The following is a 21,971-nucleotide window of genomic DNA, read 5'->3' on the forward strand; positions in this document are numbered from 1 at the left end:
ATTGTGAGATTTCCAAATTTGTATTATACTAGATATGCGTTATAATAAATACTATATGTAAGTAATGATTATATGATAAAAAGAATTTTATAGAATTGCAAAGGAGATGTTAATATGAAGGGAACAGTAGTTTCATCGTGGGTTGAATCAAGCCGAATACTATTTGGAAATGAAGTAGTGAATGATGCGTTGAAGACTTTTGGGTTTTCTAGTACATATATCTTTTCACCACTGGAAGATGTAGAAGACAAGCTAGCAATAGGAATCGTTGAGCATATCGGTAATTCCGTTGGTAAGAACAAAGATGAAATGTGGTTTATAATGGGAGAAGAGAATGTCAAAACATTTAGTAAACTTTACCCAGGATTCTTCCGTCATGATTCCGCTTATCAGTTTTTAAAATCTATGAATGATGTGCATGTCATTGTTATGAAGCGTTTTAGAGGTGCCAAACCACCAATACTTGATGTTACACCGTTATCGTCAAATGAAATCTATTTTACTTATCGATCTAAAAGAGGAATGGGAAGTTACTTAAAAGGTTTAATTAGTGGGGTATCGCATTATTTCAAGGAAAAGATTGAAGTAGAAGAAGTATCTAAATCTAATGAGGAGATAAAACTTAAACTTCAGTTTGAGTCTGAAATTCAGAACGTTAAGAAATATTTCTTAAATAATTTATTTTCCTTTGGTATATTTAAGTCAACAACAATTAAAACGGCAATTATGAATTTAATTTTGGTTGGACTTGCAGGGTTTGCGTTATTTCAAAGTCCTGTCAAAGCCTTATTAACTGGTGCATTCGCATTCGTTTCTTCTTTAATATCGGCCTCTATCTTTAATAGACCTAGAAAACTAATATTTAAGGAACTTGAGAAATTAAGTGATAGGAATTTTATTGAATCGACTATAGTTAAATCAAGTGATGAATATGAGTCTTACATGGTAGAAATTAATAAGTTAAAGCAAAACATACAAAAAGATTTCATAGGATTCAATTCGATTGTAGATGAGATGTATACGTTCAATCAGTCTGTATCAGATATATCGAAGACTATGCAAGATACGTCTAATGATATTGCTGAAGTTTTAGAACAAGTTGCTACAGCGGCTATCAATCAGGCAAGTGACACAGAAAATGCAGTTACGATATTAAATGATAGTATCTCAAGTATTAGTCAGATCTCCGATAAGAGTGAGGATAACAAAGGGCATATCGAGAATGCAGTAGTGGATATAGAGACAAGTTTCACTAAGGTAGAACGTACTGCAACGGAAATCAACCACGTACTAGACAAATTCAATAGTATTAAGAATAGTGGATTTACTTTACAGGAAAATGCGAAAGATATTACTAGTATCGTTACAATCGTATCTAGTATTGCAAATCAGACGAATCTGTTAGCATTAAATGCTTCTATCGAAGCAGCAAGAGCTGGAGATGCAGGAAAAGGATTTGCAGTTGTTGCTGAGGAAGTTAGAAAACTTTCAGAGGAAACGAATACAGCAGTTAGTCAAATCAATGGAAGCTTAACTGGATTATTAGTAAGTATTGATGAGATTGTTAAGAATATTGATGTTCAATATGGTGTTTTGGAAGGAGAAAATTCAAAACTTTCCGAAGCAGTTGTAACAACCAATAAGTCGAATCAACATCTTAAAGTAGTATCCGAAGAGATGGTACAAACATCAAGACGTTTGAAGAATGAAGCTCAAAATATTTCTTCTTTATTTGCGAATATTGAGAATTTGGCGGCTATTGCAGAAGAGAATTCGGCTTCCACACAGGAAGCAAATAGTAATGTTTCAATCTATGTAGAACAAATCAAAGATCTTACAAATCTTATTGAAGTGTTTGAGAATATGATTGTAAACTTTAAAGATGATTTGATTAAATATCAATTATAAAAAGCAATTATAAAGCATTTAATAAAAATAATAATTAAAACTATGAATCTACAAAAACAACTATAAATATACCTTAAATTATTAAAGAGTAAATAAAATAATCCATAAGATAGGGAGTGTTTCCTGTCTTATGGATTATTTTGTTTTGAGGATCATCTATAATTGTTTTCTGGCTAAGGCTTCTGAGGTTGTTTCTCGATTCTGGCTCGTGTGAATGAGATCCATGCGGCAGAATTCGTTAAACAATACGTCGATTATGAAAAGTTGTGCCATGCGTACTGCGATGCTACCAGAATTTAAAGGGTTTTCCTGACTGCCACAAAGAAGAACAATATTGGAGTAGGAGGCAGCGGGACATTTTGGATAGTGGGTAACTAAGATAATGATAGCACCTCGTTCTTTTGCCTTTGACAAGATATCGATTACATCGGTTGTTGCTCCCGAGTAAGAGAAAAACAAGATGACATCATTTGGCGTACATAAACTAGAAGCAATTACTTGCATATGGCTATCTTCAATGTAGCGAAAATGAGAAGTAGCAGTGATGAATCTTGACCATGCTTCCTTGGCGATTATCCCGCCACCACCTTGTCCAAAACAGTAGACATTGTGGGCGTTATGAAAGTATTTCACGGTTTGAGTGATTGTTTCTGGATTAATTAAATCCAAGGATTGTTTCATAGCACTTATGTCTGTACTATACAGTTTATTTGCCATCTCGATAATACTGTCTTCAATTGTAACGGTATTATCACTTGTTTGGTTTGATGATGAAGCCGCGGGATCTGTATTCTTTGCAAGTGCTAGTTTGAAGGCACTGTAACTTTGGTATCCTAGAGTTTTGCAAAATCTAGAAATAGTAGCATCAGCCACAGAGCATTCATCGGCAAGAGAAGTGATGGACATATATTGAGCATCTATATGGTTACTCAAGATAAAATCAGCAATCTTTTTTTCGGATTTCGTTAGATTAGAATAGATATCTTTTATGTATTGAATTACGTTCGCCTCTTTCATAAGGATCCTCCCTGTCTTATAAAATCTTCTTTAATCTTATTCTAACACATAATGTCAAAAATGAAAATGTAAAAAAATTTCAAAATTTTTCAAAACTAATTAATAGTAATAATTAAAACTAATAGTTTAAAATTTGATAAAAAAGATTTAGTTTTTTAGTTTAATACATGTATTTTTACTATAACATGTAATGCTTAGTTAGAAAAGAAAAAAATTTTCAATATCTACTTCATAAAATGAAGTTAAAAATAACATCTACTTAATTATACGATAAAAATTTTATTGATAAATTTAAAAATATATTGCTAAATAACTATAAAATGGTGGTGTTAGCTTACAAAAATAATAAAATAATCCAAAATACTTAATTTAAAAATGAAAATATTATAAAAAATACACAAATTACATATTGAAAATAATTTCGAAAAGTGTTATGATGTGATAGAAGATAACACATAAACAATTTAAATTAGGAATGCTTAAACGGAGGTAAGATTATGAAAAAAACAATTAAGAAACTCTTGGCATTAGGATTGTGTTTGGTAATGTCAGTAGGTTTACTTGCAGGCTGTTCTGGGGGAAACGGTGGTAATACCACTGAAAAAGAAGGAAGCAATGAAAAGGCTAGTACAGAAAGTGGTTCATCAGACACTGCTTCATCAGATGATACACAACAAAGTTCCGCAGATAGTGGTACATTAAAGCTTGCAGTTACAACAGGAGATGGTTCAACCACAGATGATAAGATTCCAACTCCTTGGTACAACAGAATATTTTCAACAAATTTAATGTTTCGTAGTTTGTTTACAACAGATAGTACCCTAACAGAAGTAAATCCAGATTTAGCTGAAGGTTACGAAGTATCTAGTGACGCACTTACATATACAATTACATTAAAAGAAGGTTTGAAATGGAGTGATGGGGAAGCACTAACTGCTGATGATGTTATCTTTTCAATAAATACAGCACTTAAAACAGCAACAATTAATTCTATATACACAGCTGCATTTAGTAAAATAAGTGAATTAACTGCAGATGGTAATGTTATTACTGTAAAATTAACCACTCCATATTCCGATATAATGAAGGTTCTTACACAGTTTGCAATTTTACCAAAACATTCGCTTGAAAACGTGGATCCTCTAAAACTTGATTCCGATGTATTTTGGCAAAATCCTGTTACTTCTGGTATGTATGCCTTAGATGAATTAAAAGTAGGTAATTACTTTACTCTTAAATTGAATGAGTTCTATGAAGGAACTGCTCCTAAGATTACAAAAGTAATCAACTATTTTGTGTCTGACTATATAACAGCAGCACAAGCTGGTAACACCGATTACATGTATGCCAATGCAGCAGATCAAGTTGAACTTATGAAAGTTTTAGATAATTACAAATCTCATGAAGTTGGTGTATTATTCTATAAATACTTCATCTTCAATATGAAAGGTGTAGATGGTAAAGAGAATGAAGCAATGCAAAATGTTGCAGTAAGAAAGGCAATCATGAAAGCAATTGACCGTGTATCCCTTTCTGCATTATATCCCAATGCTACTGTATTAAACTCAGGTGTACCAAATAATTATGAAGCTTATAATGGTTTTGAATATACATTTGATGCGGAAGAAGCAAAGAAAGAAATTATAGAATCAGGTTATGATGTGAGCAGAAAAATAAAGATTTGTTACTACAACAACGATCAAACATCAATCGATTTAATTAACATGATCGTTTATTATCTAGAACAAGCTGGTCTTACAGTAGAAGCTACATTATCTAACGATGGTACAACAGATTTATTCACAACTCGTGATTATGATATCGGTTTTAAAGGAAAAGCAGCGTTCTCTTTAAACGAATGGTATACAGAATATATTAGTAGTGATGCATTATTCGCGAATATCTTTGGTGGAGATACTGCATTCGATTCATTAATTGATGAATTAACTTCTGCAACAGATCAAAATGCAACAAATGAAGCATTAAAGAAATTACAAGAGTTAGAACAAGAAAAAGCTTATAAAGTACCACTATTTACAGTTGGTACGTATGTGTTTACAAACTCTAGAGTAACCATTCCAGATGGAGTTACTTTCTGTAACCCACTATATAGTTGTGATATCAACTTTACTAACTGGGAAGTTAAGTAGTTTGTGGAGTTTCAAATAATATTAGATTAATTGAAATCGGATTGATTGAAACGATTAATAACTTTTGATTGATGACGATCAATCCGATTGAATTTAGATTGGAGGACTGGAATGTTTAAGTACATAGTTAAAAAAATACTTATGATGATTCCAATGCTGGTACTTATTAGTATGATAGTTTTTTTTGGATTGCAGCTTACAGGAATAGACCCAATTAATTTTATGGTAAGTCCGGAAGTTTTGTCAGCCAATAAAGATAATGTAGATGCTCTTCGTGAATCATTAGGATTGAATGATCCAGTAATTGTACAATATTTTAGATGGCTTGGAAATTGTCTAAAGGGTGACTTTGGTTATTCTTTTGACGGTGCCTCCATATCATCAATATTAGCGGTTCGTATGCCGTATACACTAGAATTAGCAGGGTATTCATTAGTATTATCAGCAATTTTGGGAATTGGAATTGGTATCTTATCAGCAATTAGACAGAATGGAGTTATAGATTATGTTGGCCGTGTACTTGCAGTACTTGGTCAAGCAGTGCCACAATTTTTATTAGGTATCGTACTTATACAGATTTTTGCAATAAAACTCGGTTGGTTCCCCTCAGGTAATAGAGTAAGCCCAGATGCGGCTAGTCCATTCATAGATGCAGTGCAACATCTATTCTTACCAGTATTGACACTAACAATTGGTATGGTTGCAGTTTTGATGCGTTATACAAGAAATACAATGCTAGATATATTAAATAGTGATTATATTAAAACCGCGCGAAGTAAAGGAATTCCAGAGTGGAAAGTTTACTTAAAACATGGTTTTAGAAATGCGATGAAACCAGTGCTTGTAATAGTAGTATTCCGTATTCCAATGCTGATTGGAGGATCCGTAGTAATTGAGAGTGTGTTCTCTTATCCGGGTATAGGATTAACCATGACAAATGCAATCGTGTCAGGTGATTATCCAGTGGTATTGGTTACAACATTAATTGTGGCGGCAGTAATGCTAGTATGTTCCTTTATGATTGATGTGTTCAATGCTTTATTGGATCCACGAGTGCGTTTGTCAGAATAAGAAAAGGAGGAATATCGCTTATGAGTAGTAACGCTTTAAAGAGTGGATTACAAGCAGGAAATAAAAACGGTTCCACTTCATTATTAAAAAAGAAGCTACGTAAATTTTTAAATAATAAACTAGCGTTATTTGGTTTAGTAGTAGTTATTATTATGACGCTTGGTTGTGTTATAGGGGCAATTGCAGGAGTTGATTTTAAAACCCCTGATATTAAGAATTTAAAAAGCGCGCCATCATCCTTGCATATTTTTGGAACAGATACGATTGGTAGAGATTTATTTAGTAGAGTGATTTACGGCGGTTGTTTTTCCATCTTCATCGGTGTGTTCTGTTCTGTAATGAGTTCGATTATTGGTACTGTTTTGGGAGCAATCTCAGGATATTTTGGTGGTAAGATTGATAAGTTTATAATTCGTATATCTGAGATTTTTCAAGCATTTCCACAACTAGTTCTTGTTATGATGATTGTAGCTATCGTAGGTGAAAGGGGACTTAAGAACCTCTTAGTTATCTTTGTGATTACAGGCTGGATGACTACATATCGAATGGTTCGTAATGAGTTTTTAAGTGTGAAAGGCGAAACGTATGTTAAGGTGAGTGAAGCCTTTGGCATGAGTAAATCTAGAATTATGTTTGGACAAATTCTACCGAATGTAATGAGTCCGATCATTGTGTCTACTACAACAAATGTTGCCTTCTTTATTCTACAAGAAGCAGCGCTTTCCTTTATTGGATTAGGAGTTGCAGATAGTACGCCGACTTGGGGAAATATCTTAAATGCAGCAAAATCAGTTTCAGTAGTGACAAATCAATGGTGGATTTGGGTGTTTCCAGGTCTTGCTATTACATTATTCGTATTAGCAATCAATTTCCTAGGTGATGGTTTACGTGACGTACTTGATGCAAAACAACAATAAGGAGGCAAAGGGATGGAGAATAAAGATATTATATTAGATGTTAAAAATCTAAATACCAGTTTCATCTCAGATCAAAAGAAAGTTGATATTGTAAAATCGGTCTCTTTTCAGTTGAAAAGGGGAACAACCCTTGCAGTGGTAGGTGAATCCGGATGTGGTAAAAGTGTTACTATGAATTCTATTATGAGATTCCTAGGCAACAACGCGCAGATCACTTCAGATAAGATTCAGTATAATGCATTGCAAGGAGAAAAGGTAGTAGAATATCAGATTGGTGCTATAAAGAAAGCGAATGGACCAGAGATGAGAGCATTAAGAGGACCAGAACTTTCTATGATATTTCAAGATCCAATGTCTAGTCTGAATCCAGTATATAAGGTAGGAGATCAGGTAGCCGAAGGATTATTGCAACATACAAAATTATCAAAAAAAGAAGCAAGACAAAAGGTACTTGAATTGTTTCGTAAGTTAGGAATTCCTGATCCAGAAAGTCGTATTGATTGTTATCCACATCAGTTTTCTGGTGGTATGAAACAGCGTGTAGTAATTGCGATTGCGATGATCTGTAATCCAGAATTAATTATCTGTGATGAGCCAACTACTGCTCTTGATGTAACGATACAAGCGCAGATTATGGAACTACTTAAGGGGTTACAGGTTAATGAAGGAAAGTCAATCATTCTAATTACACATAATATGGGATTAGTAGCGGAGATGGCAGATGAAATCTGCGTTATGTATATGGGGCGTGTAGTTGAGTTTGGATCTTTAGAAGATTTGTTTGATCGAACTGCCCATCCTTATACCAAAGCACTACTTCGAAGTGTACCAGTTTTAGGGCTTGCAGATGATCAGCAACTTGAGACGATTCCTGGTATAACACCAAACCCAGCGGATTTAAAAGAAGGATGTGAGTTCGCAAATCGTTGTCCTGATTGCAGTGAAGAATGTCGTAAAGGTAAAATTCCTGCATTTGAAATATCAAAAGGCCATCGTGTTCGTTGCTTACAATATAGTAACTTCCCGGAGGTGGATTAAGATGACTGAGAAAAACAAAGAAGTAATATTTAAAGTAAATAATTTGAAGACCTGGTTTCCTATTAAGAAAGGTGCTTTAAAGAAGGTAGTAGGTAATGTTAAGGCAGTTGACGGAGTTAGTCTAGAAGTATATAAAGGCGAGACTCTTGGTATTGTTGGAGAATCCGGCTGCGGAAAATCGACGTTTGGTAAAACGGTTATGATGTTGGAGAAACCAGTTGATGGACAGGTGGAATTTAACTATAACGGAGAATTTAAAGATATTACAAAATTCAGTAAAGAAGAAATGTTTGATTTTCGCAAAAAAGTGCAAATGGTGTTTCAAGATCCATATTCTGCATTAAACCCTCAGAAGAAAATCTACACCTCTTTCGAAGAGCCATTGATTGTACATGGAATTAAATCGAAAGAAGAACGGGAAAAGATTATGGAACGGGTATTAAAAATGGTTAATATCCAACCAGATTATTTGCAAAGATATCCTCATGAATTTTCCGGTGGTCAAAGACAACGTCTTTGTATTGCGAGAGCATTAGAGGTAATGCCAGAAGTTCTGATATGCGATGAACCAGTTTCTGCCCTTGATGTATCTATTCAGGCTCAGGTATTAAATCTGATGAAAGACATTCAAAAGGAACTGAATCTTACCTATATGTTTATAGCACATGATTTATCTGTAGTTCAATATATGGCAGATCGAATTGTGGTTATGTACCTTGGGAAAATTGTTGAAATTGCAGACTCCAAAACACTTTATGAAGAACCGTTGCATCCATATACGAAAGCACTGTTATCTGCAATTCCAGTTCCAGATATTCATAATAAGAAGAAACGTCAGATATTAGACGGGGAAGTTCCAAGTCCAATTAATAAACCATCTGGTTGTGCGTTTCACAATCGATGTCCATTATGTACGGATCGTTGTAAAGAAGAAGATCCAGCTATGCATCTACATGGGGAAAATGGACATATAGTAGCTTGTCATAAATATGATCAGAAAAAGGATTGATTTGATGGATAATAAAGAATTAGCAATGACCTGTGATGTCCTTGTGGTGGGAGCAGGAATTGCAGGAATTATGGCAGCTATTGAGGCAGCTAGAGAAAAACAAAAGGTAGTCTTGATGAGTAGTTCTCATATATTCTCTGGTTCAAGCTTCTACCCTGGAACCTGGGGGTTGGGATTAATTGCACCAGAAGATGAAGAAGACGAAGAAGACTTAATTCGAACGATTCGAACGATCGGTTGTGGCATGGCAGATGAGGCTATGGTACGAAGTTTTGTAAAAGAGATGCGTCCTACCATTGCATATCTACAGGAAATAGGATTGCAGCTAAAAGATGCAAAAGAAAAGAATCAAAAGGAATTTATTCCTTGTTTTGACCATAAAACGAGAAGCTGGCATGGAGTAGTGGCAGATAAGGCTAGAGAACGATTTAAAGAATTGCTACAGGAATTAGAGATTACTCTTTTGCCATATTGCGAACTGGTGGATGTGATTGAAGAAGATCACCGTATTGTAGGTGCACTGGTGTGTGAAAGGAATCAAGAATTAAGGTTTATAGAAACGAAAGCAGTAATATTGGCTACCGGTGGCTATGGTGGATTATTTGAGAAAAAGTTAACCACTTCAGATATTACAGGTACCGGACAATTCATAGCCTTAGAACACGGTTGTACATTAGTTAATATGGAATTTATGCAGATGATGCCCGCGCTAGTGAATAAAGAAGGTAAGGCAAGTGAAGTACCCATTATCTTTAATGAGAAGACATTTCGGTACGCAACATTGCAACAAGATTCTGAGACAGATCAAACAGTAATGGATTGTGATAAGAAGATGTTAGAACAACGTGCTACCTATGGACCATTTACTTCAAGAATGCCATCTAGGGAGATTGACTTTTTGATAGCGAGTCATGACAAAGAAGGTTTACAGGTAAGTTATAATAAGGAATTACTAGAGGATATGCCTGAGTTTATACGTACCTACTTTGACTGGTTAAAAAAGAAGAGAAATCTAACTCCTGACAGCGAGATAAGAATTTCTATGTTTGCACATGCAGCAAATGGAGGCATAAAAATCAACGAAGTGGGAGCGACAGACCTGCTAGGATTATTTGCGTGTGGCGAAGTTACAGGGGGAATGCATGGTGCTGATCGCATTGGAGGCTTGTCCACGGCCAATGGCTTTGTGTTTGGGAAGAGGGCAGGAAAGGCAGCTGCTGAATATGCGAAAGAGTGTTTGAAGCACACAGGAATAAGGAATAAAGATAGGGAAAAAGAACTTTCCTTATGGGAGATTCCTAACAGGGAGCAGATTAAGTCTGATATGCAACGATCTATGATGGAAGCTTCCATGGTAATACGAAGTGAGAGAAGTTTACACCAAGCATTAGAGACAATAATGACGTGGAAAGAGAATATGATTGTTAAGTCTACAACTGATGTTAAAGCCTATGTGGAATCAAGAAAACTTTGGGCACAGTTACAGTTAGCAACAGGAATTTTGCAGGCAGAAAGGTTAAGAAAAGAAAGTAGGGGTTCTCATTACAGAGCAGAGTATCCGAATATAGATTCCCAATATGCAAGAAGAATAGAGATAAAGTTACAAGACAATTGTGTTATTACAGAATTCGAAGAAAAGTAAGAAGGTGACGACTTGATTTATACAGAACTTAGTGACGTGAAGACATATCTAGGGATACATAAGAATCTTGATAAGGCATTAGAGTACATTACAACAAAAGATCTATTGGAACTTTCCCTAGGTAAAAATGAAGTAGATGGAGAAGAAATATTTGTAAATCGAATGAGTTATCAGACGGTGGAGGAACAAGACTCCTTCTATGAAGCTCATGTGAATTATATTGACATACATCTAGCATTAGAGGGCAGTGAGAATATACTTGTATCTGATATTCGCAATATGGTAGAAGTTAAAAGAGAGTTAGAGAATGATTTTATCGAGTATCAAGGAAAAAGTGAAGCGATTTGCAACATGCAGCAAAACAAAGTGCTAATTCTGTATCCTAGTGATGCTCACATGGTTAAAGTGAAAGATGAAGAGCAAAAACAAGTCGAAAAAGTTGTAGTTAAAGTAAAAATAAAATAATTTGAGGTGACTAGTGTGAAAGATAAATCTTTCACATAGGCGATTTGGTGCCCAAAGTCATCAAGTTGACTTGCACAAAGTCGCCATACTTTTGAAAGGGCAAGGTGATTAATATGAATAAATATCAAGGAATTATCCCAGCATTCTATGCTTGTTATGATGAAAAAGGTAATGTTAGTGCAGAAGGAGTAAAAAAACTTGCAAAACATTTGTTAGATAAAGGTGTTCAAGGAGTCTATGTGAATGGTTCTTCTGGGGAATGCATCTATCAAAGTGTAGAAGAGAGAAAACTTATATTAGAACATGTAATGGAAGTATTAAAAGGGAAGATGACAGTTATCGCTCATGTGGCTTGTAATAATACAAAAGATAGTTGTGAATTAGCGGCACATGCAGAAAGCTTAGGTGTAGATGCCATTGCGGCAATTCCTCCAATTTATTTTCATTTGCCAGAGCATGCAATTGCGAAGTATTGGAATGACATATCAGCAGCGGCACCGAATACCGATTTCATTATATATAATATCCCGCAGCTTGCAGGTGTTACTCTTACCATGCCTTTATTTAAAGAAATGTTAAAAAATCCACGAGTGAAAGGTGTGAAGAATTCATCTATGCCTGTTCAAGACATCCAAATGTTTAAGGATGCTGGTGGAGAGGATTGTGTAGTTTTCAACGGCCCAGATGAACAGCTCGTTAGTGGTCTTGCTATGGGAGCGACTGGTGGAATTGGTGGAACTTATGCGGTAATGCCAGAAGTTTACCTTGCTATCAGAAGATTGGTTGACGAAGGTAAGATCGAAGCGGCAGCAAAAGTTCAATATGAAGCGGATCGTATTATCTATGCTATGTGTGAATGCAAAGGAAATCTATATGCAGTTATGAAAGGAATTCTAAAGATTAATGAAGGCTTAGAATTAGGTAGCGTTCGTGCACCACTAGCACAGATTGAAGAAGGAGACAAAGATCAAATTAATAACTGTGCCCAGATGATAAGGGAGGTAATTAAAAGTTTGTAAGTAATTGTGAAACTTCACACAGGAAGGTTCCTTTTAGTAGGTTATAACAGCCACCTACTCTAAATGAAGTTTTATATGTGCGAAGTTTGAATTACTGGTTCAGGTGTCAAAAGTCATTCATTAAACTTGCCTTCGTCATTTTGCACATTAACAAACCTGACTAATGTGATGCAGAACATAGTTTGGTGAGCAACTGTATAAAGTCGTTGGTACTTTGGCTCTGTATTTTAGAGCCTTACGTACCACTACGAACTTCAACCAAGCGAGAGCGGGTTGCGAATAAACTATGGTTTGCATCACATAACGAGTTATAAATTGTGCAAATTGACGAATTAAATATAAAGAGAACTTTTGACAGCCAAATCAGTTACTTAATTCATAAAAAGAAAAGGAGAGAACATAAATGAGATTTTCAAAAGAAGAGGTTCTTAAAGCTATGAAACACTCTATCATTGTCTCCTGTCAGGCACTACCAGGAGAGCCATTATATGTAGAAGAAAAATCAATTATGTATCTTATGGCTAGGGCAGCGAAACAGGCAGGTGCTACCTGTATACGTACAAATAGTGTACGGGATGTAATCGCAATTAAAGAGGAAACAAAACTTCCAGTAATCGGCTTAATCAAGAAACAATATGAAGGATATGAATCCTATATCACTCCAACATTAAAAGAAGTAACTGAGTTAGTAGAGGCAGAGGCGGATGTAATTGCACTTGATTGTACCATGAGAAGAAGAGGAGATGGAACAACCATTAATGAGTATATAGCAAAGATTAAAGAACTGTATCCAGATCTTGTGTTGATGGCTGATATCTCCACTTATGAGGAAGGTGTGAACGCATGGAAATGTGGAGTGGATTTGGTTAGCACCACAATGAGCGGATATACACCCTACTCTTTGAAAGTGGAAGGCCCTGACTTTGAATTAGTTAAAAAGTTAATTGAGGCTGTAGACATCCCAGTGATTGCAGAGGGAAGGGTTCATACTCCAGAATTAGCAAAAGCAATGCTTGAAACCGGTGCTTATGCGGTTGTTGTGGGAGGAGCGATTACACGTCCATTTGAAATTGCGACAAGATTTATGAGTGCCATTAAGTAAGCGCAAGTAGTAAGTGGAGGTGAAATATGCGTTATTTGGGAATCGATATCGGCGGAACAGCAGTGAAGTATGGAATTGTAACGGAGCAGGGAGAGATCCTTTCTACTGCGGAGTATTCGGTTAATTATGATCAATATGAAACACCTATTTTAGATACTGTTTTAAAAACTAGTCAAGAATTTCTTGATTCTATAGGTGTAGAAGCTGTAGAATTAAAAGGAATCGGAGTGTCAGCAACTGGTCAAATCGATTCTATACTTGGTATTGTAGATGGTGTTGGAAACAGTATAAAAAACTGGAAAGGTGCAAAGATAAAGGAAGAGTTATCAAAGCAATATCATTTGCCTGTAGAAGTGGTCAATGATGGAAATTGTGCTGCACTTGGTGAAAAGTGGTTGGGCAATGCAAGAGGACACAAGAATGTAATCGCTATTACGATTGGTACAGGTGTTGGTGGTGGCATAATCGTGAACGATCAAATTCTACTTGGAAATCAAGGGTTTGCTGGTGAAATCGGCCATTTCTCAATTGACTATAAAGGAGTTAATTGTGCATGTGGTAATCGTGGCTGCTATGAACGGTATGCATCTACGACAGCATTAATAAACATGGTTAAAGAAGTACTACCTCTTATTAATGATTCGGAGTTTACGAAGGAAGATATTAATGGAAAATTAATTTTTGATCTATGTAAAAGAGGTGAACCTAGGATTCTTAAGGTACTTGATGAGTGGATTGAATATGTGGTAGATGGGCTGGTAAGTTTGGTACATATATTTAATCCAGATTGTATCGTAATTGGTGGAGGAGTAAGTGTTCAGCAGGAGTTATTCATAGACAAAGTGCGTAGTAAACTAAGTAATCGAGTTATGAGTAATTTCAAGAAGTCTTTGATCGTAGAACGTGCTGCTTTAGGCAATCAAGCAGGACTTGTTGGAGCTATTTATTATTTTATTCAACAGAATGAAAAGGATTCATAGGAGGAAAGTTATGAGGTTTCTTAAAGGAAAAGATTATAAAGATGCTAGTAGAAAAGCAGCGAATATTATATCTGCACAGATTATAATGAAGCCTAATTGTGTGCTTGGGTTAGCAACGGGATCCTCTCCTATTGGAGCGTACAATCAGTTAATTGATTGGTATAAGAAGGGAGACTTAGATTTTTCCGAGGTTAGTACCATTAATCTAGATGAATACAAAGGACTATCTGGTGAACATAAGCAAAGCTATCGTTATTTTATGAATACGAATCTTTTTAACCATGTTAATATTGAGAAAAGTAAAACTTTTGTACCAGATGGACTAGCAGAAGATGATGATAAAGAATGCGCAAGGTATAATGAGATAATTAAGTCAAGAGGGATTGATCTACAGCTATTAGGATTAGGACACAATGGACACATCGGATTTAATGAACCCGATGATGCGTTTGAAAAAGAAACACATATTGTTAAGTTGAGTGAGAATACGATATTGGCAAATTCCAGACTTTTTAAAGAAGTATCCCAGGTACCTAGATATGCATTCACAATGGGAATTAAAAACATTATGCAAGCGAGGAAAATAGTCGTGATTGTTTCTGGAGTTGACAAGGCGGATATTGTAAAAGAAGTATTCTTTGGTCCTGTTACACCGAAAGTACCGGGTTCTATTTTGCAGATGCATAATGATGTAACTGTTATTGGAGATGAGGCAGCATTTTCAAAAATCAGTATATAGCTGAGCTCTGGTTTGACAAGCAAGAAATTATATATAACTGACAACAATGTTACATAAAGTCGTAAGACTGAATCGTAACAAAAACTTAAAAAGGAGGCTGGGATATGAAATTCAAGAATGGAAAAGTATTTACACCAGAAGGAACATTTGAACAAAAAGATTTGTATGTAGTTGGGAGTAAAATTGCATCTGAACAAGAGTTTGACGAAAAAGAAGCTGATCAAGTAGTTGATGTAACCGATTGCTATGTAATACCTGGATTAATTGATATTCATTTTCATGGTTGCAAGAAAGTTGATTTTTGTGATGGAACGAAAGAAGTATTTGAAACCATTGCTGAATATCAGGCTTCCCAGGGAGTAACCGCTATCTGTCCAGCTACAATGACGTTCTCGAGAGAGAAACTAGAGTCAATCTTCCAAACGGTAAGGGAATATCCCAATGAAAAAGGAGCTATTCTTTGCGGCGTTAACATGGAAGGCCCATATATCTCTTATAAGAAAAAAGGTGCTCAGAACGGACAGTACATAAGAGTAGCCAGTGTAGAAGAATTTAATAAATTACAAGAGCTCTCTGGTAATATGATTAAGCTTGTAGATATTGCTCCTGAAATCGATGGTGCCATGGAGTTTATTCAGGAAGCGAAAAAAAGCACCAATATTTCCATTGCGCATACGACTGCAGGATATGACATCGCTATGAAAGCATTTGAACAGGGAGCAAGTCATGTTACCCATCTATATAATGCAATGACTGGCTTTACTCATAGAGAACCAGGCGTGGTAGGTGCGGCAGCAGAATATGAAGGCTGTTATGTGGAATTGATTTGTGATGGAGTACATATTCACCCTAGTGCGGTGAAAAGTACGTTTAAATTATTCGGAAAAGAGCGAATTGTCTTAATTAGTGACAGTATGGAAGCAACGGGAATGCCTGACGGAGAGTATGAGTTAGGCGGTCAGAAGGTTATCGTACGTGGAAACCGAGCAGAGCTTGAAGATGGAACGTTAGCAGGTTCCGTTACGAACCTTTTAAAATGTATGCAGACTGCTGTTAAAGATATGGGAATTCCTCTAGAAGATGCTGTACTATGTGCCACACAGAATGCTGCTAAATCAATTGGTGTGTTTGATACGATGGGAAGTTTAGAACCAGATAAGTTAGCCAACGTTCTGATTTTGGATAAGGATCTTAATATAAAGGCAGTATATATTAAGGGTGAAAGATATCTATAAATATGTATAATTGTTACAACGCTTATAATTACAAATTTCAAGTTAGTATCATATAAAACAACAGTGAAATATGCCGTGTTTTGACATATTCCACTGTTGTTTTATATGATATAAGGTCTGGAACTCTTTGCAGTTTGCGCAACATATTAACGTATAAAATTAGTTGCAATCATTGTTTCATATGTTGGTGTTGGTATACCAGCGTTAGAACTTGCATATTTACTTTTGATTAACCAAGCCATATTCTCTCCTAGAGTACGTATCGTCTGCAAACCTTCTAGATCTTGCTTTACTTCTTCTGGGGTGTTGCCATGTACTTGATTCCAATATTGCGAAGATACAACAGGCATGTTGGAGATGGAGAAATATTTATTTAATCGGTCGAAAGCAGAGCTTGCACCACCACGACGACAGGATACAATTGCAGCAGCAAATTTGCCTGCCATACTAGATTCTTTACAATAAAATAAACGGTCAAGAAAAGCACATAACTGACCCGATGGACCTGCATAATAAACAGGAGAACCAATAATAATTCCATCATATTCATCAATATGGTCATGGATATAGTTTACCTTATCTGGAAATACACATCTACCAGTTGTTTGACATTTGTTACATGCAATACAACCAGCAATCGGCTTTTTACCTATTTGAATTAATTCAGTGTCTATATCGTGCTTGTGTAGTGTTTCTTGGATTTCGTGTAGAGCTGTGTAAGTACAACCATGTTCATTTGGACTTCCATTAATTAATAAAACTTTCATTATACTTGCCTCCTTGTTAGATGGATAATTTATTTGACATCAGACGAATTGAATTATATTCTAAATATATTCAATTGAATAGTATGCACTTTGAAGTGAGATACTATCTTAAAGGAGAGCGTAAATGAAGAAAGAAAATAATGTTGATATAAGACCATTTGCATATGCTATGTCTTTAATAGAAGGAAAATGGAAGATGCATATACTATTTTGGTTATGGCACAAAGATATATTGCGATATAGCGAATTGAAAAGAGCGTTAGAAGGTATTACTCATAAGATGCTATCAAATCAATTAAAAGAACTGGAGAGGGATGGAATTATTATAAGGAATGAATATCCTCAGGTGCCACCGAAAGTGGAATACAGTTTATCAGAATTAGGTTTATCCTTAATGCCTGTTTTAGAGGAATTATGTCAATGGGGACATTTACATTATGAGAACGACGCCTGAGTAAAGGTATGTTCCTGTACTTGATATATTTCGTCGATATGTGTTGAAAAAAGTGAAAAGAAACGGTATAATCTATATACCTATATAAGGAAATATATACTAATTATGAACAGTATTAGAGAAAAGAGGAGATAGTATGATGGGGGGAACAGGAAATAATAATTCCCGATTTTCAATGCTAGTTAAATGTCCAAAGTGCAATGCGGAGTGTCATGAAGAGGATAGTCAGACTTATGAGTGTCCCAAATGTGGACACCAAGAACCTACCGATTATGGAAAAGTAAGAACGTTTCTAGATGAAAATGGTAATGCAACAGCAATGGAAATCGCAAGAGCAACAGGAGTACCGATAGGAAAAATCCATAGCTTTTTAAGAAATGGACGATTAGAAATACCAGAAGATTCCGATACGTACATAGAATGTAAACGTTGTGGTACAGATATTCGTTATGGTAAATACTGTCCGGAATGTGCCAATATATTAAAGAAAGAACTTCAAGATGCATTTGATTTAGGAACAGTTGGCGCAGTGCCAAAACATAATACAGGTAAGATGCAATTCCTTAATCGAGATACACGCAATCAATATACATACGATAACATTAGCTCTTATTATAAATTGTAGAGCTATCATGGAGGTCGGGTATGGAGGAGAAAGAAGATTGGAATTACTTTCGCGTAGTTGCACAAAGGCATAAGATATGTTTATTACCCTATACAAAAGAGAGAGTGCATGAATTTTTCAAGGATTATGTTTCTGATGCTATGATATTTTCTAAAGACGAAGACATAATACCATACACCTATCATGAAGATAAGGTTAATCAATACTATGAAACAAAGGTGCTTGACCCAACTAGGAGATATTTTGCTATTTGCCTAAGGGGGAAGACGATTGGAGAGACTCAACTCAAATACATTGATTTTGAGAAAAGCAGTGGTACTTTAAGTATTGTACTTTCCAATAATACAGTAAAGGGATATGGTTATGGTTCGCAGGCAGAAGAGCAGATACTTAATTATGCATTTAATGAATTAGGTCTTAGTACTGTATGTGCAGATACTGTGCTCCGCAATAAGAGAAGTCAACATGTGTTAGAAAAACAGGGTTTTGTATACACTCATGAAGATGATATGCTTCGATACTATGAGATACATAGAGATGGTTTACAACAACATTAGGATTATAATGAATAGGCAATTAGATTAATATATAACTATCAGATATGAAACACATAATTAATATGAATTTTACTTATGTAAAAGCAAGTGATATACTCGGGTTAAATACACACAAAGTATCAAGACTTTGGAAGTTGGAGGGTAGTTATTATGGCAAATATTAAGTGGGATTCAAAAAGCTATACTAGTAATTTTAGCTTTGTTTATGAATATGGACAGGAAGTAATGGACCTTCTTGATAGTAAGCCTGGTATGACGGTTGTAGATCTAGGCTGCGGGAATGGACATTTAACAAAGCTGTTATCGGATAAAGGAATGGAAGTAATAGGGATAGATGAATCAGAGGAAATGCTTGTATTGGCAAGAAAGAGTTATCCGCAGATAAGATTTATATGTGCAGATGCCACAAGTTTTACAGTTGGTAAGAAGGTTGATGCTATCTTTTCCAATGCTGTATTCCACTGGATTGATAATCAAGATGATTTGATTAGGAATATAGTGGAACAACTAAAAGAAGGCGGACAACTCGTATGTGAATTTGGTGGGTATGGAAACACGGAATTAATTCATGCTACACTAGAGAAAGAATTTCATAAACGAGGCTTACAGTACAGTAGAAACTTCTATTTCCCTACGATTGGTGAATATACTTCTCGATTAGAGGCACATGGGTTACAAGTAAAATACGCAACCTTATTCGATCGTCCTACAAAGCAAGTTGGGGAAGATGGGCTTGCAAACTGGATTCGTATGTTTAATATGTTGCCTTTTCAAGGGTTAGAAAAAGTGGTGCAAGAACATATTATACAATGTGCCGTTGATGAACTTAGACCAATGTTATACAAAGAAGGTAATTGGTATGCTGATTATGTTAGAATACGAATAAAAGCAGTTAAATAGAGTAGTAGATAATATTTTACTCAAATTCTTTTCGATGTGCCTCAAAAAAGTCGTGATATATCTGGACATTCTTTAAAGAAGTCCATGGTTTTGGCTTTACTGGCACTTCATCAAGATCATATATCTTAGCATCTCTCATTGCCAATAAGAATGGTGAGTGCGTGGAGATGATAAATTGACAGCCAAAGAAACGAACGGAATCTTCAATGAATCGTACTAATTCAAGTTGACGTTCGGGTGATAAGCTGTTTTCGGGCTCGTCTAATAGATAGAGCCCATTTTCTTCGATTTTATCCATAAAATATTGAAAGGCGTTCTCGCCATTGGAATGTTCGCGAATGTTCTCCATCAGGTTATTACTTACAAACTTTGATTGCGTTTTACTTCTAGCTTGATTGACCTTTTTTAACTGTTCATAGTCATTCATAGAGGTGAACTTGAAAGAAGAATATTTCGCATCTAGATAATCTTCAAACAAATTTTCTCGTTTGGTATCAATCCCTTCATTCATCATACGTACATTTAGCATATAATCGAATACATCGTCACTCGTAATTGTTCTACTATGACTAGGAATTTCGCGTATAAGCGAATAATCACAAAGGTGCACATAATAAGGAAAGAAATTTGATTGATTAAATCTAGAATCACGCATTAGATTTAACTTCTCTGATATAACGTTTAAAGCAGTTGTTTTCCCGGAACCATTGCCTCCGTATAGAATGGTAATTGGCTCAAAATTCAATATAGTAAGTTCTCTTTTAGAAAGGATCTTGAATGGATAAAAGCTATTATAGCAGTTTCTTTTTATGGAAAGGATAAAGTCGAATTCACGACCATCATCAGGAAAGGAAAAGGAATCTAAGTAAAGCATACAATCACCTCATTAATATATTAATTACATTATAACCAAGTATATAACAAAGATAAAGAGAAAAAGGCTTTGTGTTATAGGATAAAAGATTAAAATACAGTACAAGCATACAATATATTATAAAAATGGTTTAAAATGTAAAAAATATATAGTATAATACAATAATTGAGAGCGACTAAGTTTGTTTAGAAGAAGCCTAAATAATAGCAATGGTAGTGAAAATAAAATTAGAATCAATTAAGGGGGTGTACTGGTATGAATAATTTTGACCCACGTTTATTTGAACCATTTTGGGGATCTTGGTATATTGATAGTTTAATTGACGAAGGTAGCATTGGATATGTGTATAAGATATACAAAGAAGAGTTTGGACAGAAATATTATAGTACACTAAAGATAATTTCTTTACCAAAAGCAGAAGAGGAAGCCAAAGAAATCTTATATGAAAGCACAGATCAAGATACAGCAACCCAATATTTTTGTGAAATTGCAGAAGTTATTTATAAAGAGATTCAGATCATGGAGGGGCTGAAGGAAGGGACCAATATAGTAAGTTTCGATGACCATATGATTATTCGAAAAGAAGATGGGATTGGTTATTACATAGTAATCCGTATGGAGACTTGTTTGAATACATTCTCGTTTGAAGAAAACGAAAACATTGAAAGTAAGGCAGAGGAATCCATTCTTGACGATAAAATCATAAATGATGAGGATGAGGAAACCGTTTTGTTATTCTCGGCAAATCAGACAGAGAATTTAAGTCTAGAATATAAGACTGCAAATAAAGAAAAGAATAGTGTTGTAAAAGCAATCGTAGCATTTCTAATAATTACAGTTATTGTGATCTCTATTGAGGTGTACATTCAATTGAATCCGAATAATGAGAGCGGAATAGTAACTATAAATACAAAGATTACATCAAACGATGTGGAGGCGGTTGTTCCAGAAGTAATTGATTAATCATGCGACAGAATATTTGAGCCTTATCAAGATGGAAGAGTATAGTACTGATAATTAAGTTAGGATACAAGTATATAAAAAGACTGACTTACCCTTGAACGGTTAGTTAGGAACACTTGCGAGAGCGTGTAACAACTGCTATAATGTGTATTAATATATTAGTTAATTGAGAAACTCTTCCCTATGAAGAAAACACATTGATATGTTGATCGCCATTACAAAGAGTTTCGCAATTGACTATATAATATATATTATAAGGAGGTATTAACATGATTGAATATAGATTCGACACACAACTTTTGATTGATGGACAAAATCTTTCTGAAGATGCAATTAATGATTATATAACAAATAATATTGAAGGTGATTGTCTACTTGCAGTAGGTGATGAAGAGACAATTAAGATTCATTTTCATACCAATACACCGTGGGTATTATTAGAGTATTGCGCTTCATTAGGCGATATCTATGATGTTGTCGTTGAAAACATGGAGCGTCAATCTAACGGACTTCAAGGTTAGTTTAAAAAAGTTTTACAC

The 21,971-nt window shown here is 35.2% G+C and carries 22 protein-coding genes; 19 read left to right on the forward strand and 3 right to left on the reverse strand.

The window, feature by feature from the left end:
• Positions 1-114 precede the first annotated feature (114 nt).
• Positions 115-1,908, forward strand: a complete 1,794-nt coding sequence (locus tag BUB90_RS13790) for a heme NO-binding domain-containing protein (RefSeq protein ID WP_073288735.1) — start codon at positions 115-117, stop codon at positions 1,906-1,908.
• A 156-nt stretch (positions 1,909-2,064) separates the two neighbouring features.
• Here the strand turns inward: BUB90_RS13790 and BUB90_RS13795 are convergent, their stop codons facing one another.
• Complete coding sequence (locus tag BUB90_RS13795; protein WP_073288740.1) at positions 2,065-2,925, reverse strand: MurR/RpiR family transcriptional regulator; 861 nt, start codon at positions 2,923-2,925, stop codon at positions 2,065-2,067.
• A gap of 497 nt (positions 2,926-3,422) precedes the next feature.
• Here BUB90_RS13795 and BUB90_RS13800 point away from each other — a divergent pair, with 497 nt between their 5' ends.
• The 12 genes from BUB90_RS13800 to nagA all read left to right on the forward strand — a co-directional run bounded on the left by BUB90_RS13800 (position 3,423) and on the right by nagA (position 16,292).
• A complete protein-coding gene (locus tag BUB90_RS13800) occupies positions 3,423-5,075 on the forward strand; it encodes an ABC transporter substrate-binding protein (RefSeq protein ID WP_073288742.1) in 1,653 nt (550 codons plus the stop codon).
• A gap of 111 nt (positions 5,076-5,186) precedes the next feature.
• Positions 5,187-6,146 (forward strand): ABC transporter permease, encoded by a 960-nt coding sequence (locus BUB90_RS13805; RefSeq protein ID WP_073288744.1) that lies wholly within the window; start codon positions 5,187-5,189, stop codon positions 6,144-6,146.
• A 20-nt stretch (positions 6,147-6,166) separates the two neighbouring features.
• Complete coding sequence (locus tag BUB90_RS13810; protein WP_073288745.1) at positions 6,167-7,063, forward strand: ABC transporter permease; 897 nt, start codon at positions 6,167-6,169, stop codon at positions 7,061-7,063.
• 12 nt (positions 7,064-7,075) lie between these two features.
• Positions 7,076-8,101, forward strand: a complete 1,026-nt coding sequence (locus tag BUB90_RS13815) for an ABC transporter ATP-binding protein (protein WP_073288746.1) — start codon at positions 7,076-7,078, stop codon at positions 8,099-8,101.
• Between the two features lies 1 nt (position 8,102).
• Positions 8,103-9,110, forward strand: a complete 1,008-nt coding sequence (locus BUB90_RS13820; RefSeq protein ID WP_073288747.1) for an ABC transporter ATP-binding protein — start codon at positions 8,103-8,105, stop codon at positions 9,108-9,110.
• A 4-nt stretch (positions 9,111-9,114) separates the two neighbouring features.
• The gene (locus BUB90_RS13825; RefSeq protein WP_170865499.1) at positions 9,115-10,752 is read left to right on the forward strand and encodes an FAD-dependent oxidoreductase; all 1,638 of its coding nucleotides are present in this window, start codon (positions 9,115-9,117) and stop codon (positions 10,750-10,752) included.
• Positions 10,753-10,764: 12 nt separating this feature from the next.
• Complete coding sequence (locus BUB90_RS13830; RefSeq protein WP_073288750.1) at positions 10,765-11,217, forward strand: YhcH/YjgK/YiaL family protein; 453 nt, start codon at positions 10,765-10,767, stop codon at positions 11,215-11,217.
• 104 nt (positions 11,218-11,321) lie between these two features.
• Entirely contained in the window at positions 11,322-12,236 is a 915-nt protein-coding gene (locus BUB90_RS13835; RefSeq protein WP_073288751.1) for a dihydrodipicolinate synthase family protein, read from the forward strand.
• A 403-nt stretch (positions 12,237-12,639) separates the two neighbouring features.
• A complete protein-coding gene (locus tag BUB90_RS13840; RefSeq protein ID WP_073288754.1) occupies positions 12,640-13,338 on the forward strand; it encodes an N-acetylmannosamine-6-phosphate 2-epimerase in 699 nt (232 codons plus the stop codon).
• Positions 13,339-13,364: 26 nt separating this feature from the next.
• The gene (locus tag BUB90_RS13845) at positions 13,365-14,318 is read left to right on the forward strand and encodes an ROK family protein (RefSeq protein ID WP_073288757.1); all 954 of its coding nucleotides are present in this window, start codon (positions 13,365-13,367) and stop codon (positions 14,316-14,318) included.
• Positions 14,319-14,328: 10 nt separating this feature from the next.
• A complete protein-coding gene (nagB, locus tag BUB90_RS13850) occupies positions 14,329-15,057 on the forward strand; it encodes a glucosamine-6-phosphate deaminase (RefSeq protein ID WP_073288760.1) in 729 nt (242 codons plus the stop codon).
• A 104-nt stretch (positions 15,058-15,161) separates the two neighbouring features.
• Positions 15,162-16,292, forward strand: a complete 1,131-nt coding sequence (gene nagA, locus BUB90_RS13855) for an N-acetylglucosamine-6-phosphate deacetylase (RefSeq protein ID WP_073288761.1) — start codon at positions 15,162-15,164, stop codon at positions 16,290-16,292.
• A gap of 146 nt (positions 16,293-16,438) precedes the next feature.
• On the opposite strand, the gene BUB90_RS13860 is transcribed toward nagA, so the two are convergent.
• Positions 16,439-17,059: a flavodoxin family protein gene (locus tag BUB90_RS13860; protein WP_073288762.1), complete on the reverse strand. Its 621-nt coding sequence runs from the start codon at positions 17,057-17,059 to the stop codon at positions 16,439-16,441.
• Between the two features lie 124 nt (positions 17,060-17,183).
• On the opposite strand from BUB90_RS13860, the gene BUB90_RS13865 reads away from it, so the two are divergent.
• From BUB90_RS13865 to BUB90_RS13880, 4 genes are all read left to right on the forward strand, one after another.
• Positions 17,184-17,513, forward strand: a complete 330-nt coding sequence (locus tag BUB90_RS13865) for a winged helix-turn-helix transcriptional regulator (RefSeq protein WP_073288763.1) — start codon at positions 17,184-17,186, stop codon at positions 17,511-17,513.
• A gap of 139 nt (positions 17,514-17,652) precedes the next feature.
• The gene (locus tag BUB90_RS13870) at positions 17,653-18,138 is read left to right on the forward strand and encodes a hypothetical protein (protein WP_073288765.1); all 486 of its coding nucleotides are present in this window, start codon (positions 17,653-17,655) and stop codon (positions 18,136-18,138) included.
• A 20-nt stretch (positions 18,139-18,158) separates the two neighbouring features.
• Entirely contained in the window at positions 18,159-18,695 is a 537-nt protein-coding gene (locus BUB90_RS13875) for a GNAT family N-acetyltransferase (RefSeq protein ID WP_073288767.1), read from the forward strand.
• A 150-nt stretch (positions 18,696-18,845) separates the two neighbouring features.
• Positions 18,846-19,595 (forward strand): class I SAM-dependent methyltransferase, encoded by a 750-nt coding sequence (locus BUB90_RS13880; RefSeq protein ID WP_073288769.1) that lies wholly within the window; start codon positions 18,846-18,848, stop codon positions 19,593-19,595.
• Positions 19,596-19,611: 16 nt separating this feature from the next.
• Here the strand turns inward: BUB90_RS13880 and BUB90_RS13885 are convergent, their stop codons facing one another.
• Complete coding sequence (locus tag BUB90_RS13885; protein ID WP_073288771.1) at positions 19,612-20,469, reverse strand: AAA family ATPase; 858 nt, start codon at positions 20,467-20,469, stop codon at positions 19,612-19,614.
• Between the two features lie 255 nt (positions 20,470-20,724).
• Here BUB90_RS13885 and BUB90_RS13890 point away from each other — a divergent pair, with 255 nt between their 5' ends.
• Both BUB90_RS13890 and BUB90_RS13895 read left to right on the forward strand, forming a co-directional pair.
• On the forward strand, positions 20,725-21,432 hold the full coding sequence (locus BUB90_RS13890) for a hypothetical protein (protein ID WP_073288773.1): 708 nt from the start codon (positions 20,725-20,727) through the stop codon (positions 21,430-21,432).
• A gap of 269 nt (positions 21,433-21,701) precedes the next feature.
• The gene (locus BUB90_RS13895; protein ID WP_073288775.1) at positions 21,702-21,953 is read left to right on the forward strand and encodes a kinase to dihydroxyacetone kinase; all 252 of its coding nucleotides are present in this window, start codon (positions 21,702-21,704) and stop codon (positions 21,951-21,953) included.
• Positions 21,954-21,971 lie beyond the last annotated feature (18 nt).

It is taken from the genome of Anaerosporobacter mobilis DSM 15930 (assembly GCF_900142955.1).
Taxonomy (GTDB): Bacteria; Bacillota; Clostridia; order Lachnospirales; family Lachnospiraceae; genus Anaerosporobacter; species Anaerosporobacter mobilis.

Bases quoted from the DNA above. Each gene is read 5' to 3' on its own strand.
- BUB90_RS13790 (WP_073288735.1), top strand. From the start codon at position 115: ATGAAGGGAACAGTAGTTTCATCGTGGGTTGAATCAAGCCGAATACTA.
- BUB90_RS13795 (WP_073288740.1), bottom strand. From the start codon at position 2,925: ATGAAAGAGGCGAACGTAATTCAATACATAAAAGATATCTATTCTAAT.
- BUB90_RS13800 (WP_073288742.1), top strand. From the start codon at position 3,423: ATGAAAAAAACAATTAAGAAACTCTTGGCATTAGGATTGTGTTTGGTA.
- BUB90_RS13805 (WP_073288744.1), top strand. From the start codon at position 5,187: ATGTTTAAGTACATAGTTAAAAAAATACTTATGATGATTCCAATGCTG.
- BUB90_RS13810 (WP_073288745.1), top strand. From the start codon at position 6,167: ATGAGTAGTAACGCTTTAAAGAGTGGATTACAAGCAGGAAATAAAAAC.
- BUB90_RS13815 (WP_073288746.1), top strand. From the start codon at position 7,076: ATGGAGAATAAAGATATTATATTAGATGTTAAAAATCTAAATACCAGT.
- BUB90_RS13820 (WP_073288747.1), top strand. From the start codon at position 8,103: ATGACTGAGAAAAACAAAGAAGTAATATTTAAAGTAAATAATTTGAAG.
- BUB90_RS13825 (WP_170865499.1), top strand. From the start codon at position 9,115: ATGGATAATAAAGAATTAGCAATGACCTGTGATGTCCTTGTGGTGGGA.
- BUB90_RS13840 (WP_073288754.1), top strand. From the start codon at position 12,640: ATGAGATTTTCAAAAGAAGAGGTTCTTAAAGCTATGAAACACTCTATC.
- BUB90_RS13845 (WP_073288757.1), top strand. From the start codon at position 13,365: ATGCGTTATTTGGGAATCGATATCGGCGGAACAGCAGTGAAGTATGGA.
- nagB (WP_073288760.1), top strand. From the start codon at position 14,329: ATGAGGTTTCTTAAAGGAAAAGATTATAAAGATGCTAGTAGAAAAGCA.
- nagA (WP_073288761.1), top strand. From the start codon at position 15,162: ATGAAATTCAAGAATGGAAAAGTATTTACACCAGAAGGAACATTTGAA.
- BUB90_RS13860 (WP_073288762.1), bottom strand. From the start codon at position 17,059: ATGAAAGTTTTATTAATTAATGGAAGTCCAAATGAACATGGTTGTACT.
- BUB90_RS13865 (WP_073288763.1), top strand. From the start codon at position 17,184: ATGAAGAAAGAAAATAATGTTGATATAAGACCATTTGCATATGCTATG.
- BUB90_RS13870 (WP_073288765.1), top strand. From the start codon at position 17,653: ATGGGGGGAACAGGAAATAATAATTCCCGATTTTCAATGCTAGTTAAA.
- BUB90_RS13875 (WP_073288767.1), top strand. From the start codon at position 18,159: ATGGAGGAGAAAGAAGATTGGAATTACTTTCGCGTAGTTGCACAAAGG.
- BUB90_RS13880 (WP_073288769.1), top strand. From the start codon at position 18,846: ATGGCAAATATTAAGTGGGATTCAAAAAGCTATACTAGTAATTTTAGC.
- BUB90_RS13885 (WP_073288771.1), bottom strand. From the start codon at position 20,469: ATGCTTTACTTAGATTCCTTTTCCTTTCCTGATGATGGTCGTGAATTC.
- BUB90_RS13890 (WP_073288773.1), top strand. From the start codon at position 20,725: ATGAATAATTTTGACCCACGTTTATTTGAACCATTTTGGGGATCTTGG.
- BUB90_RS13895 (WP_073288775.1), top strand. From the start codon at position 21,702: ATGATTGAATATAGATTCGACACACAACTTTTGATTGATGGACAAAAT.